Raw genomic sequence first — 14,989 nt, forward strand, 5'->3', positions numbered from 1 at the left:
CTATTCTGACGATTATCTATGTAGGTCAGTGCTGTGAAGATAACCAGCACCAGTGTCAACACTTCAAGTGTATTCATACCACATATCCTCCTTCGCATATTTCCGAAGGAAACCATCAGACTATCCTCTGACCATTGTACAATTATACAAAGTTATTTTAACATAAAAACAAGGTAAAATCAATGGCGGTTTTTATTGCAGCCCCTTTTGATTTTGACAAATCACTCTCTCTTTTTATCTTACTATATTTCCCTTACAATACTCCCGTATCATATCCAGGTAAAACCTCGCATACTGGGGCAGATACCGGTTTTTCTGATAAGCTGCGATCAGGGTGTTTTCGATTTTTTCATTTCCTATAGAAAAGCATGCGCAGGGAGAACTGGACTGTTTCTTTAAATAATGGTAATAGCTCTCTGGTGCGAAGGCCGCGCCCATGCCTTCCATGGCCAGGCGGATGGACATCTCGCTGTTGCGGGTGTGCATCAGGATATGAGGTTCCATTCCATATTCGGAAAACAGTTTCAGGGCAATGCCTCCGGTATTCTGATCGGGATAGAGGAGGATGAAGTCTTCTTCCGCAAGCAGCCGTAAATCCAGCCATGGGTATTTGAAGCCTTCTCTCTCCACAGCCTTTGAGGCCGCGGGGCTGGAAGCGGAGAGTACCAGGACCATCTCTTCCTTTCCAAGAATCTGATAATCTAAATCCCTGGGATATTCGTGAACATTATAGAAGGTTAAATCCACGGTATGGTCGTTAAGGGTGTGCTCCGCGACGAAATTGACTTCTTCCATCATATTTACCGTTACGTGGGGAAATTGTTTGTGAAAACGCGGCAGAGTGGGGCCGATTATGCTGTTGCCAAGCATGATCGGAATCGCAATGTTTAAACGGCCGTGGTTTTGGTGCATAATATCATCAAGCTCTGTATCCCATTCCAGGCCGTATTCTACGATTTTTTCCGCGTAATGGAGATAGCGCTCGCCCACATAGGTAGGGAAGTAGCCGTTTCCAATCCGGTCAAACAGGCGGGTTCCAAGCTGCTGCTCTAAATTTTTTAAATATTTACTTAAGGAAGGCTGGGAGATGAACAGGGCCTCGGCCGCCTTGCTGATGCTCTTGTGGCGGGCGATGGCGAGAATGTAGCGGGCTTCTTTTAATTCCATGGCGGACTCCTCCTGGGTGAAAGAAAATGGATCAACGGGGGATTATAGCTTTACTGCATAAAAATTATAGATTATATGTATTTGACGTACAGTATATCACATTTTATAATAAATGTACATCGTTGGATTAACTAAACTAATAAATAAAAATGAATTTGGAGAGGTCGAGATGAAGAAAAGTAGTGCATTTGTTATGGTGGTGCCCGGACTTGTCATCCTGGTGGTGTGTCTGTTTCTTCCGCTTTTGAAGGTTCTGGTCCCCACGCTCTTTGCCGGTGAGTATCCGTTAAGCTCTTACGTGGACTTTTTCCTGGACGAGTATTATCTGAAGATATTCGCAAGGACCGTGAAGGTGGCGGTTATTACGACGGCGGCATGTATGGCGGCAGGTGTTCCGACCGCGTATTTTATCAGCCGGTGCGGCAGAAAATGGCGGGGAATCCTTCTTGCAGTTTCCATTTTCCCGATGATGACAAATTCTGTCATCCGAAGCTTCGCATGGATCAATATCCTGGGAAGCAATGGGATTATGAACCGATTTCTGATGGCCGCGGGATTTGCGGATAAACCGGTGAAATTATTATATACCGATTTCGCCATTATCATCGGTTCTGTTTACTTATTCCTTCCGCTGATGATCGTTACGGTGGCTGGTGTCATGGAGAACATTGGGGACGATATGATGGAAGCCGCTCAGAGCCTGGGCGCCAACCGGTTTACCGCGTTTCTGAAGGTTGTTTTCCCCATGAGCCTTCCGGGAATTATTGTGGGCGGTATCCTCGTGTTTACCGGAACGCTGACAGCCTATACTACACCGCAGCTGCTGGGCGGCAATAAAAATATGGTGCTGTCGACCTTTATTTACCAGCGCGCCATGACTGTGGGTGACTGGAATGGAGCGGCGGTCATATCCCTGATTATGATTATTGTGACGTTGATTGTCATCAAAGGATTTAACGCTCTGGCAAACAGGCTGGACAGAAGAGGAGGAAGCCATGCGTAAGAATAAACTGCTCACGATTTTTGCGGTGCTGGTATTTGCATTTCTGATTATACCGCTCATCATCATCACCGTGACGGCGTTTGGCGGGGGAAATGCCATAACTTTTCCGATTGAGTCATTTTCCATGAAATGGTTTCTCAATGTCTTCTCTCTAAAATCCTTCCGGAAATCGTTTTTAACGAGCCTGGAGATTGCGTTTCTGGCTACCTTTATCGCTCTTCTGGTGGGAATTCCGGCGGCCTACGCGCTGGCCAGATCCGGGATGAAGGGAAAAGGGATCTTAAAGTCGGTGTTCCTGTCGCCTACCATTGTTCCGGGTATTGTCATCGGTTTTGTGCTTTACCAGTTTCTTGTGCTGTCGTTGAGAATTCCGGTGTATGCGGGACTTCTGGCAGGCCATTTCATGGTGACGCTTCCATATGTGATCCGGGTGGTAGGATCGAGTCTGGACCAGTTTGATTTCTCGGTGGAGGAAGCAGCGTGGAGCCTGGGCTGCGGCAAGATTTCCGCATTTTTCAAGGTGGTGCTTCCGAATATCACGTCGGGAATTTCTGCGGCCTTTATGCTTGCGTTTATCAATTCCTTCAATAATATTCCGGTATCCATGTTTCTTTCCGGTCCGGGGGTATCCACGTTCCCGGCAACCCTGATGAATTATATCGAATATAATTATGACCCGACCGTATCGGCGGTATCTGTGCTTTTAATGGCGGCCACGGTCATCATTATGGTAATTGTAGATAAGACGCTGGGAATCGCTGCGCTGACAAAGTAGCAGGGCAGCAGGAAAGCGGGGCACGCGGAGTGCTTATAATGAGGAGGAAAAAACGATGGCATTTATGACACTTAAGGATATTGATGTCTGTTATGATAAGAAAAAACAGGTTTTAAAGGGATTGAATCTGGAGGTAGAGGAGGGCGAGCTGGTATCTCTCTTAGGCCCCAGCGGCTGCGGCAAGACGACGACGCTCCGGGTGGTGGCCGGATTTATTGAACCGCAGGGCGGAATCTTCTCTCTGGATGGAGCGGATTTAACAAAGGTGCCGGTGCATAAGAGAAATTTCGGTATCGTATTTCAGAGTTATGCGCTGTTTCCTCATTTGTCAGTCTATGATAATGTTGCGTTCGGTTTGAAAATCAGGAAGCTGGACAAGGCGGAAATGGACAAAAAGGTGAAGAATATCCTTGAAGTGTGCGGACTCACGGAATTCGCGAACCGTTTTCCGCAGCAGATGTCCGGCGGACAGCGGCAGAGAGTCGCTCTTGCCAGGGCGCTGGTGATCGAGCCAAAGCTTTTGCTGCTCGATGAGCCGCTCAGCAACTTAGATGCCAAGCTGCGCATCAATATGAGAATGGAGATCAAACGGATTCAGAAGCAGTTGGGAATCACCACTCTGTTCGTCACCCATGACCAGGAGGAGTGCTTCTCCATCTCAGATAAGGTAGCTGTTATGAACCGCGGTGTGATCGAACAGTATGACACACCGGAGCACATTTACAGCAGGCCGGAGACGGAGTTTGTGGCGAGGTTTATCGGTTTTGAGAATTTCCTTACGCTTCATAAGGGCGGGGATATTTACCGGACAGACGGCGGGGAGGCATTTTCCGTGAAGACGGCTCATGGGACGGTTCCGTCCGAAGAAACGGTTATCGGAACGATCAGACCGGAAGATATTCTGGTGGATACAGAAGACAGGACCGTAAATGTGCTGGCAGGAACTGTGGGAGTGCGTACCTTTTTGGGGAAGAGCTATCAGTATGAGGTTAATACCGCAGCCGGAAAATTTCTGGTGAACAGAACAGCGGATGAATCGTATGAAGAGGGCCAGGTGGTTCGCCTGTACCTGCCGGAAGAAAAACTGATTTTAGTAAACGGTAACAGTTCAGACGGCTCATCTTCTTGATCGAAAAATCCGGTCAAGAAGCATCGGATATTTATCCGATGTGAAAATTGGGGCATAAAGCTGCTTACAAGCGAGCTTGACGCTGCTTCCTGCGCCAATTTTCCCGCCGTCTGAGCTGTTACAGTAAATAAATAATTGAGAAAAGTGAGGTACTATTATTATGAAGAAAATCATTGCATTGTCTCTTTGCGCAGCGCTGGCGCTGACCGGTTGTGGAAGCTCCAACTCTGCAGAGGGCGGAAAAAATGACGAGGGTACGAAGAAACTGATTCTTTCCACTTATGGACTCAGCGAGGATATATCCGAGGAGGAAGTCTATAAGCCGTTCGAGGACGAATTTGGCTGCAAAATTGTAACGGAGACAGGAAGTACCAATGAACGTTATACAAAATTGTCGGCAGACTCGGAAACAGTCATTGATGTGATCGAGCTGTCTCAGGCCATGACGGCGAAGGGAATCGAGGAAGGCTTATTCGAGCCGATCGACTTAAGTAAAATTGAAAACAGCAAGTATTTGATCGGTGCTGCGAAGAAGATGGCGGAAGCGGGACAGGGTGTCGCTTATACCATCAACAGCATCGGTATCATGTACAATCCGGAGGATGTGGGATTTGAGATTAAGAGCTTTGATGACCTTTGGGATGCGAGACTCGAGGGACGGATCGCCATTCCGGATATCACTACAACCTTTGGACCGGCTATGGTGTATATGGCGAGTGATTACAAAGGGGCGGACGTGACAGCAGATCAGGGAGCCGCGGCATTTGAAGCGCTTAAGGAACTGAAACCGAATATTGTCAAGACGTATGCGAAGTCTTCGGACCTGATTAATATGTTTACATCCGGAGAGATCTCTGCGGCTATTGTTGGTGATTTCGGCGTGCCGACGATTCAGGCGGCGGATCAGAGCCTCGTCTACGTGACTCCTGATGTGACATACGCGAACTTTAATACGATCAGCATTACGAAGAACTCGAAAAATAAGGAACTGGCTTATGAGTACATCAATTACAGACTGAGCCAGGAACTCCAGACCAAGACAGGAAAAGCGCTGAATGAGGCGCCTACAAATAATCAGGTGGCATTTACAGAGGAAGAGTCCGCGAATATGACGTATGGCGATGCGGCGGAGAACGCGAAGGTGATTGATTATTCGTTTGTGAATCCGATATTGGGAGAGTGGATTGATCAGTGGAATCGGATTATTAATTCTTAGTTCGAAAATTTTTGGGTGATGGCGAAGGGACGCGGACTTTGCAAAGTGGATTGAGGAAAGCGGGCGCGGGAGACGCGGGCAGGGCACGGGCTAAGCTCCTGTGGGGGATGTGTCTAAGTCTGGAGAAGTACCTCCGCAGGGGTACCGCGTCTCCCACGCCCGCTTTCCGGCGAGGTTGTGAAAAGTCCGCTGGGGCAGGCGGCATTAGAAATTTGTGAACGAAGGGGAGCTGTGGGAGATGGCGGACGGCGGAGATACTGATGAGAAAAAGGATTGGAAAGATGATGAGGCTGTAAGAAAGCCGGATAAACAGAGAGAAGGAAAGTAAAAAGTGGGCTGAGGGGTAAAATCGGAATAATTGGAGAACTTTGGCTAACGGGAATGACGGAGGTGTTGTGGTTGTGAAAGTGGATCTGGTGATAGAGAATGCCTGGGTTTATCGGACTTTCAGGCAGTGCTTTGAACGGATGGATATTGCAGTGACAGGAGGAAAGTTTTTTGACGTTTCTCCTGTTTCTGATTTTGTGGAAGATTCAGAGCAGCGGGTAGGAGCACGGCGCGGGGAATGGGAAGCGGAGTCGGTCTTTGATGGGACCGGAAAGTTTGTGATTCCCGGGTTGGTGGACATTCATATGCATGTGGAAAGCTCGATGACGTATCCGGAGGAATTTTCGCGGGCCGTGGTGCCGTTTGGAGTCACAACTGTGGTGGCGGATCCCCATGAGATTGCCAATGTGTTTGGACTCGAAGGGATTTTAAGTTTTATGGAACAGGTGACGGAGCTGGATATTTTTTATGGTATTCCGTCCAGTGTTCCGGCTACCAGAACAGAGATGGAGACATCAGGGGCGGAGTTTGGGGAAAAGGAACTTCGGGAGCTTCTGCGGGATGAGCGGGTGGTTTGTCTCGGGGAAGTGATGAACTTTAAAGATCTGGTGGCGGAAGGGGATACAAAGAGTAAAAGATTTCTGGAAGTCTGCGGGGAATGCGGCAGAAAAGTCAGAATTGAAGGGCATTGTCCGGGGCTGTCAGGCGGAGATTTAGCGGCGTTTATCAGAGCGGGCGTGGATGCGGATCATACGGAACAGACGGCGGAATCGGTCCTGGAGAAGACAGATATGGGGATGTTTCTGGAATTGCAGGAGAAATCTTTAAAAGAGGAAGTCGTGGAAGTGGTAAAACGGAAGCAGCTCTATGAAAATATTGCACTGGTAACCGATGACACGATGCCTGACCGGTTGATGGAAGGACACTTGAATCGGATTGTCAGGCTGGCGGTGGCGAAGGGGATGCCGGCAGAGAAAGCAATTTATCTGGCTACATTTACTCCGGCCAGGAGAATGCATCTCGACGACAGGGGAATCATCGCGCCGGGGAAGAAGGCGGATTTCGTCGTTCTTCCCGACCTGGAAAGCTTTGTGCCGGAAGCGGTTTTTAAAGACGGAAAGCGCTGTGTGGACGCGGCGGCGGAGGGCCTGGAAAACAGTTTGAAAAAAAGGTTTCCTGACCATTTTTACAGTTCGGTGAAGTGCAGGCTGGCCCTGGCATCGGATTTTATATTGCCAGTTGATGATTTCTGGAAGGAAGAGTACCGGAAGGAAGAGTGCCGAAAGGAAGCGTGTCGGAATGAGTGCGGGGAAGAGGCTTTGTCCGGGAAGCCAAGCGGGAGTGAGGCACAAAAACTGTCTGGAACCGCTGTGGTGAATGTGATGCAGATCCAGACCTTTGGAACCAGGGCGAAGCATGTTCAGAGAGAAATTCCTGTACAGGACGGAAACCTTTGCTGGCAGGAGGCGGGGCTGTGCCTGGCTGCTGTTTTTGAGAGATATGGAAAAAATGGAGACGTCTCGTGGGGATTCGTGGAACACGCGCTGGAGCAGAAAGGGGCTGTGGCGACTACGTGGTCCCATGACAGCCATAATCTGCTGGTGCTGGGGAATTCTGTGGAAGATATGGTTCTGGCACAGAATGAGGTGGTGCATATGCAGGGCGGCTATGTGACGGCGAGCGGCGGCAGGGTGACAGCGGCGGCAGAACTGCCGGTGGGCGGAATTATATCCGATAAGAGCCTTCCGGAGCTGGCGGCAGAGATCAGGGCTGTGAGGGGAGAGATCGAGCGAATGGGTTATGTGAACAATAATGTCATTATGTCCATTTCCACACTGTCTCTTCTGGTGTCTCCGGAACTCAAGCTAAGCGATCAGGGTATGTTCGATGTGAAGAGCCAGAGAAAAATTCCTCTGGTAGAAGTATTTCAGATACAGGAAGAAAAGGTAGTGGAACAGTGAGTACAATTATTACGAATGTAGCTGTGGTGACGATGAATGAAACGCATGAAGTGATACAACACGGGTTTGCCGCATGGAAAGGCGGAGAGATCACCGCGGTTGGAACGATGGATATGCTGGAGGCGCTGATTGCGGAGGAAACGGACGAGGAAACGGACGATGAAAGGGACGATGAAACGGATGATGAAACAGGGGAAAGTCTCCGTCTGATCGACGGGAAGGGCGGAATCCTCATGCCGGGTATGGTAAACCTTCATGCGCATATGGGGATGATACCGTTTCGGGGTCTGGGCGACGACTGCAAGGACCGTCTGAGAGTATTTCTGCTGCCTATGGAACAGAGGGCCATGGATGCCGAGCTCGTCTATCTTTCCACGAAATATGCCGCGGCGGAAATGCTGCTGGCCGGGGTCACCACAGTTTTTGATATGTATTATTTCGAGGCGGAGGCTGCACGTGCCATGGATGAGATGGGGATTCGTGGTATTGCGGGAGAAACCATAATGGAAGAGGAAGCCTGTGATTTTAAAGACCCGTATGAGGCGCTTTCCTATGGGGAGAGCCTCATGAAGAAGTACCAGGGCCATCCCAGGATTTCCGCCTGTGTGGCGCCGCATGGGACGACTACCTGCTCTGCCGGCCTCCTTAAGGCGGCGTGGAAGCTGGACGATGCGTTTGGGGCTCCCTTCAGCCTTCATACGGCGGAAATGGATTATGAGATGGATTATTTCCGGGAGACTTCTGAACAGACTCCGGCGGGATATCTGGATTCCCTGGGGGTCCTGGGAAAACATACGCTGGCTGCACACTGCATCCAGATGACGGAAGCGGATTTGCGGCTGTTTGCAAAGAGGGGGGCCTCGGTAGCTCACTGTATCGGTTCCAACACGAAGGCGGCCAAGGGCGTCGCTCCGGTCAGCCGTATGCGGGAACTGGGGATTTTTGTGGGGCTCGGCACCGATGGGCCGGCCAGCGGCAATACGCTGGACCTTTTTACGCAGATGAAGCTGTTTGCCAACTTCCATAAGAATGAGACGAGGAACCGGAGCGCATTTCCGGCACGGCAGGTGGTGGAGATGGCTACGATCGGTGGCGCGAAGGCCCTTCATATGGAGCAGAAGATCGGCTCCATTGAAGTGGGAAAGCGGGCGGATCTGGTTCTGGTGGAGACCCGCTCAGCCAATATGTTCCCCATCTACGATCCTTATTCGGCTCTGGTCTACAGCGCCGGCCCCTCCAATGTGGACATGGTGTTTGTGGAAGGGACGTGCGTTGTAAAGGATGGGAAGCTGGCTGAAAAGAGCGTGGAGGTTTTACGAGGAGAACTGGCAGGAAAGATGGCGAAGACTGCGTTTGCGGAGGAAGTACTGTTTTCTCTGTAAAGATGTCGTTAAGCTTCCTTAAGTTCGCTTGACGAAAGGGCTTTCTGTTTCTATAATGGCGTCAGATGGTTATTGATCACTGGCAGTATCCTGCGAGGCGTTTTTTGTGAGTGCAGCGCAGCGAAAGTCACAGAAAACCCGAGGACAGCAGCGCGAAACGGTGTTTTTGCCGTTTCTGTGCATCGCGAAGCGTGTTGCTGGTCACGGAGTGAACAGTAACGTCAGATGCAGGCTTCGGTCCGGCATACCCCATCAAGCGGTGGACATGCAGACGCCTGCTCAAATTATGACGATAAGAGGAAACAATGAACCACGCCGACAGCGACGCAGAGATAAAAATGATAAGAAAAGGCATGGCCTGCATTTTTTATGGCAGGTTGTGCCTTTTTGTGCATGAATTGGACAAAATCATAATAAGATGCATGAGGAAGGGAAGGATATCCAAATATGGAAGAGAGTAAGGAAAGTGCAGTACAGAAACGCAGGATGGAAGGCAGGAAACGGTTTATAACGAATTTTATCTACTTTATCATTTTAGGAGGGATTTTTCTCTTTGTAATGAAGCGGTTTGTTCCTATGTTTTTCCCGTTTATTTTAGGACTTGCGGTGGCGGCCGTGCTGTCGCCGCTGATCGGAAAGCTGTGTGAGAAGACAGGAGGAAAGCGTGCGCTGGTGTCGATCGTGGTACTTCTGGTATTTTATGGGCTTCTGGTGCTGGCGGCCCTGTTTTCCGCAAGCCATGTCGTTACCTTTATTCAGAACCTGGCCGGGAAGCTGCCTCAGTTTTATGTGGAGGTGATAGAGCCGGAACTGGGAATTCTGTTTGAACGGATCGTGGTCAGCTTCCCGGAATATCAGGATTGGGTGAGTCAGATGTCCGCCAGCCTGGAAAATGCCCTGCAGAGCGGGATTATGACCGTGTCAGGTACTCTGATCGGCTGGGGGGCTTCCTGGATCGTGGGATTTCCTGCGATTCTGGTACAGACGATATTTACGATTATTTCGTCCTTTTTCTTCACAATCGATTATGACCGGATCTGGGACTTTGTTTTGCGGCAGTTTAAAGAGGAGCAGAGGAAGATGATTGCGGAGACTGCGGCGGGGGCGAGAACGACGATCTGGAAGATTCTCCGGGTCTATGCCCTTATGATGACGATTACCTTTGCTGAGCTGTATCTGGGATTTGTGCTGCTGAAGATTCCGATGCCGCTGCTGCTGGCATTTCTGGTGGCTGTGGTCGATATCCTCCCGGTACTGGGAACCGGAACGGTCCTGATTCCGTGGGCGCTTATTCTCTGCATTATCGGGAAGACCGGACTTGGAGTGGGGATTTTTGTTCTGTATGTGATTATCACTATAGTCAGACAGACTCTGGAACCGAAGGTGATCGGACAGCAGGTGGGGCTTCATCCGATTGTCACCCTGCTGTGTATTTTTGCGGGGGCGCAGCTGATCGGGGTGCTGGGGATCTTTACATTTCCGGTTATCGCTACCATTGTGAAGAAAATGAATGATGAGGGGACGATTCATTTGATTAAATAGGGATCAGCCGTATATTAAAATTTAATACGGCTGACCACTTGATACATTTAGCTATGAATGATATATTTCACACTCTGCCTATTCCATCTGGCTGCCGCCGCTGACGCAGATCGTTTCCCCTGTAATGAACGAGCTTTCTTCTGTGGAGAGGAAGAGGGCGGCGTTTTCCATGTCGGAAACCTGGGCGATTCGTTTCATCGGATACTGGTTCTCGTAGCTGGCGCGTAAGGCGGCCGGATCTTCTGCGGTCTCGAAACGGCAGGTGATCATAGGAGTCTCTGTAATGCCAGGGCAGATGATATTGCAGCGGACATCGGGCGCATATTCCATGGCGATGCAGCGGCTTAACTGGATCACAGCGGCTTTTGAGGGGCCGTAGCCGATCCAGCCCTTCATGGTCTTAAATGCGCAGTCCGAGGCGATGTTGACGATGGTAGCGCCCTTCTGTTCCTTTAAGTATGGGATAGCGGCCTTGCAGATGTGGAACATGCCGAAGACGTTGACAGCAAATTCTTTCTGCATATCTTCCACGGATAAGTCCTCCAGACCGCCAAGGAGGGCGATCCCCGCACAGTTCACCATGGAATCAATCTTTCCAAACGTTTTTACGGCGGTGTCGATCACGTTTTTGGCATCCTCATACCTGCTTAAATCTCCCTTCACGTAGACGGCGCGCTCGTGTTCTATAGGCATGGAGTCTTTGATATCACAGCCAACTACGCAGGCCCCTTCTTCCAGCCAGCGTCTCACCATGCCGGCTCCGATTCCTGATGCTGCTCCTGTAATGACTGCGACTCTTCCTTCTAAACGACTCATAATTTTAATTCTCCTTTTCTTTTTTATGAATTCTGATTACTTCCATAATCAATGCGATAATGGTACCAACAATAAGGCCATTGCTTAAAAATGTGGACAGGAACGCCGGAAGTGCCATGGTAAATCCGGTTCCGGGTACGTTCATGATTCCGATGCCGATCAGCACCGAAAGTCCTACGGTCTGATACATGCTCTTCTTGTCCTCCGCACCCTCCAGGCATTCAATGGAGAAGCCGCACAGGCTTACGAATGGAACGAAGAGGGCCGCATAGCCAACCGATTCCGGTATCATGGAGAGCAGGCTGGTGATCGGCGGGAAGAAGCTGATCGCCGCGATGATGATTCCGCCGATGATCAGGGGCTTCGTCCTTGTCATGCCGGTGCTTACGACGAAGCCGCCGCCCTCCGACGTGGGGATCAGTCCGGTGACACCGAAACAGCCCAGCAGGATATAGATAAAGGAAAAACAGTTGCCTGCCTGTTTTGTGCGCCCGGTGGCCACCTCATCATACTGGGAGACCATCTGCTGGGCGATCTTCATGCTGCTGAGTAAATTAGTGACCAGCAGCAGGGTGCATAAGAACGAGGTGATAATCATGGACAGCTCAATCCGTGGTGGTCCGAAGGGGAAAATTCTTGGCATGCGCACCAGCTGTGACGGCATCTCATAGGGGGTGGACAGTCCCAGCAGCGTGTAGAGGCCCCAGCCCACCACGATGCTGATCAGGACGGAATAGGCCTTTAACCGGGTGTTCATCAGGAAAAAGGTCAGTACGATGATGACAACGGAGCAGAGCACCACCTTCAAATTCATTCCGTAACCGTCGCCGTAGACGGATGTCATGGCCTGGAAGAAGAATTTCGAACACAGGGCCACTAAAAGAAGCAGGTTTGTTCCGACGACGGTGGGTGTAAAATACTTTTCCAGCTTCTCAATGACGCCCAGCATATTCAGAATAAATCCGAATACACCGCACAGGATCAGAGAGAATTCCAGAACGCGAAGCGTTTCCGATTCTGAGCCGAATAACGTGACTCCGATGGTGGCATACATGGTGAAGATGCCGAACCAGAGGCCGCAGGGCGTTTCGTTGATGGGGAGGCGGTGGCCGAAGACCGCCTGCGTGATCGTGGCGAGGCCGATGCACAGCAGCGTAACCTGGATGTACATGCTGGCATCCGACGGGCTTAAGTGATAGCTCTGCCCGATGACCACGGGCATGACGATACCCGTGGAAATCATATAAAGGGCCCACTGGAGTCCGCCCAGAAGGTTTTTAACGGTTGACTGATTTTTCATGGTTTCCTTTTCTCCTTTTTTGCAGTTCGCTCTATTCCCTTCCCTTTACACCGTGGATGACCGCTTCACGGAAGCAGAACCAGTGGTCAGGCGAAGCCTTTGCGTTGACAATGCTCAGCATCTTTGTATGCGGATGGTCCGTTGAGGTGCATGATTTTGAGTGAAGACCGATGGACATGGCGCCGCCCCCCACGTAAATGCAGGCATAGTTTAAGAACAATTCATCCATCAGGCCGTTCATCATCAGATGGTGGGTATATACCGGTGTCTCAATCAAGAGACGCTCGATTCCCATATGGCGAAGGATTCGAAACAGGATGTTGGAATCGGTCTGGGCACCCTCTCCGGTGACAACGACGGGAATCTTTCCTTTGTTCTCTTCCAGCAGCCGGTCAAGCTTAACAAAGTCCACGTCCTCCATGGTGTGGTAGGGACCGACCAGGAAGATCGGGTTCTGGCATTTTTCACGGACGACTTCCCAGCCGACAGGGGAGGTGTTGATCATCTTCGGAACTTCGTCCTTTTTGAAGATGGTGTGGTCGAACAGAAGATCGGTGCCATCCAGCGTGGAAATGATGTTGAGCGGAACCGGCGGCAGACCGTTGTCAATTCTCGCCTGCTCTAAATCCACATCGTATAAGTGAACCGTCATATTCGGCTCCTCCCTCATGGTTCCGGCGCCGCAGATTACCGCGTCGGCTGCGGCCCGCTGGAGCATGAAGACGAAAAACGGGGCGTTGCCGCCGGTCTTGTCGAGAAAGTTGTTCGTCTGAAGAAGGGCGCTGTCTCTGGCATCCTGAAACGCGATCTTTCCGTCTATGGTGGTGATAAAGGACGCGTAGACGTAAGGGCGGTCTGCCGGCGCCTTCGGAAATTTCAAGTGGCCGTAAACTTCTTCGATTTTCGGCGATTTCACCGGTTCCTCCGTAAATTCCTTAAGGGCCTCCGATTCATAGACCGTGTTGCACAATACTTCCTCCGCCTTCATTGGAATGCGGAATAAATCCTTTGTTAACTGGTACATGGTAAATCCTCCTTATAAATATATTTGATACAGGCTGGGCCTGTAAAACTCACACGGGTTTCAGCTGGTTCCTGTCTCCGGGAAGCAGCAGGTTCAGAAAAATACCGGTAAAGGTGGCGACGGCGATGGAAGGCATTTCAAAATACAGGCCGCCTGTATGGAAACTGATGGAAGCCCCTCCCAGTCCCAGAACGATGACACACAAGGCGATAACGGCGTTCCGGTTGCTGCTGAAATCGATATGGGCATCCATATAGATGCGGATTCCGGTTATGGCGATGATTCCAAACAGCAGGATGCTGATTCCTCCCAGCACGGGAGTGGGTATCCCTGTGATAACGGCGTTCACCGGGGCGAAAAAGGAAATCACGATGGCTATGCAGGCAGCCAGAAAGACCACGGATACGGAGCAGACCTTGGTCAGAGCCATGATCCCGATGTTCTCACTGTAGGTGGTAACGGGAGCACCGCCGAAGAAGGCGGCGATCACAGAGGCCACCCCATCTCCAAACAGGGAGCGGTGGAGACCCGGATCATGAATGAAATCCCGGCGGCATACGTTTCCGGCCGCCGTCACATCGGCTATGTGCTCCCCGACGGTAACCAGTGCCAGCGGAGCTGTCATGAAGGCCGCTTCCATATTGGCCCGGGGCAGGCAGAGCTTTGGCAGCGCCAATACCGGACCGGAGATGGCTTCCGCGATGGCGGAAGGGGAGACGACGCCCAGTACGAGAGAGGCCGCATAGCCGGCGATCAGGGCCAGCATCACGGGGATTACCGAAAAAATGCCGCGGAAACAGGTGGTTCCCAGAATTCCGACCAGCAGTGTGATTGTGGATACGGCAATCCATTTTAAGCGCACGGACGGTTCCAGTGCCGCGGCAGCCCCGGACGAGGCGTTGTATCCCGCCCAGCCGACTGCAGTAAGTGCGGACGAGAGGCCGATGACAATCATGACAGAGGCCGTGACCACCGGAGGCATCAGCCTGCGGATCCATCCGGTTCCGCAGAGCCTCACGAGGAGGGAGAGGAGCACGTACATGAGGCCTGCCGTCAGGACTCCGAACATCATGCCCTCAACTCCGTATTTTTCCCGCACAATCAGAAGCGGAGCGGTATATGCAAAGGAAGTGCACAGAAATATGGGCATTTTCTTTTTGGTGATGAAGAGATAGAAAAGTGTTCCGGCACCACTGCAGAACATCGTGGCGGAAGGATTAATTCCGATGATCAGCGGCGCTACCACAAGGCCGCCGAGCATGGAAAATAAATGTTGAAAACTGAGGGACACCCATCTTTTAAAAGGAAGGCGCCCTTCTGTACCGATCAATTCGTCCATGATTTACC

At 50.8% G+C, this 14,989-nt stretch carries 12 protein-coding genes; 7 read left to right on the forward strand and 5 right to left on the reverse strand.

What is annotated here, in order from left to right:
• Window positions 1-234: 234 nt before the first annotated feature.
• On the reverse strand, window positions 235-1,167 hold the full coding sequence (locus tag H8S80_RS00745; protein ID WP_117631464.1) for a LysR family transcriptional regulator: 933 nt from the start codon (window positions 1,165-1,167) through the stop codon (window positions 235-237).
• Between the two features lie 169 nt (window positions 1,168-1,336).
• Between H8S80_RS00745 and H8S80_RS00750 the strand changes: the two genes are divergently transcribed.
• From H8S80_RS00750 to ytvI, 7 genes are all read left to right on the forward strand, one after another.
• Entirely contained in the window at window positions 1,337-2,170 is an 834-nt protein-coding gene (locus H8S80_RS00750; protein ID WP_002600806.1) for an ABC transporter permease, read from the forward strand.
• Window positions 2,163-2,945, forward strand: coding sequence for an ABC transporter permease (locus H8S80_RS00755; RefSeq protein WP_002600805.1), 783 nt, complete (start codon window positions 2,163-2,165; stop codon window positions 2,943-2,945). The genes H8S80_RS00750 and H8S80_RS00755 overlap by 8 nt, the downstream gene beginning before the upstream one ends.
• Window positions 2,946-3,000: 55 nt before the next feature.
• A complete protein-coding gene (locus H8S80_RS00760) occupies window positions 3,001-4,074 on the forward strand; it encodes an ABC transporter ATP-binding protein (RefSeq protein WP_002600804.1) in 1,074 nt (357 codons plus the stop codon).
• A 160-nt stretch (window positions 4,075-4,234) separates the two neighbouring features.
• Window positions 4,235-5,290 (forward strand): ABC transporter substrate-binding protein, encoded by a 1,056-nt coding sequence (locus H8S80_RS00765; protein ID WP_002600803.1) that lies wholly within the window; start codon window positions 4,235-4,237, stop codon window positions 5,288-5,290.
• A 368-nt stretch (window positions 5,291-5,658) separates the two neighbouring features.
• Window positions 5,659-7,578 carry an adenine deaminase C-terminal domain-containing protein gene (locus H8S80_RS00770; RefSeq protein WP_207729761.1) on the forward strand — a complete coding sequence of 640 codons (1,920 nt, stop codon included), beginning with the start codon at window positions 5,659-5,661 and terminating at the stop codon, window positions 7,576-7,578.
• Entirely contained in the window at window positions 7,575-8,960 is a 1,386-nt protein-coding gene (locus H8S80_RS00775) for an amidohydrolase (RefSeq protein WP_117631468.1), read from the forward strand. Before H8S80_RS00770 ends, H8S80_RS00775 begins: the two co-directional genes overlap by 4 nt.
• Window positions 8,961-9,407: 447 nt before the next feature.
• Window positions 9,408-10,502 (forward strand): sporulation integral membrane protein YtvI, encoded by a 1,095-nt coding sequence (gene ytvI / locus H8S80_RS00780; RefSeq protein WP_117631470.1) that lies wholly within the window; start codon window positions 9,408-9,410, stop codon window positions 10,500-10,502.
• A 78-nt stretch (window positions 10,503-10,580) separates the two neighbouring features.
• On the opposite strand, the gene H8S80_RS00785 is transcribed toward ytvI, so the two are convergent.
• From H8S80_RS00785 to H8S80_RS00800, 4 genes are read right to left on the reverse strand one after another with little or no spacing between them, the layout of a single operon-like run.
• On the reverse strand, window positions 10,581-11,318 hold the full coding sequence (locus tag H8S80_RS00785) for an SDR family NAD(P)-dependent oxidoreductase (RefSeq protein ID WP_025530099.1): 738 nt from the start codon (window positions 11,316-11,318) through the stop codon (window positions 10,581-10,583).
• A gap of 4 nt (window positions 11,319-11,322) precedes the next feature.
• Complete coding sequence (locus H8S80_RS00790; RefSeq protein ID WP_025530101.1) at window positions 11,323-12,618, reverse strand: purine/pyrimidine permease; 1,296 nt, start codon at window positions 12,616-12,618, stop codon at window positions 11,323-11,325.
• Window positions 12,619-12,649: 31 nt separating this feature from the next.
• Window positions 12,650-13,642, reverse strand: a complete 993-nt coding sequence (locus H8S80_RS00795) for a RibD family protein (protein ID WP_117631472.1) — start codon at window positions 13,640-13,642, stop codon at window positions 12,650-12,652.
• Window positions 13,643-13,691: 49 nt separating this feature from the next.
• Window positions 13,692-14,981 (reverse strand): uracil-xanthine permease family protein, encoded by a 1,290-nt coding sequence (locus H8S80_RS00800; protein ID WP_117631474.1) that lies wholly within the window; start codon window positions 14,979-14,981, stop codon window positions 13,692-13,694.
• Window positions 14,982-14,989: the final 8 nt, after the last annotated feature.

This window comes from Hungatella sp. L36 (assembly GCF_014288035.1).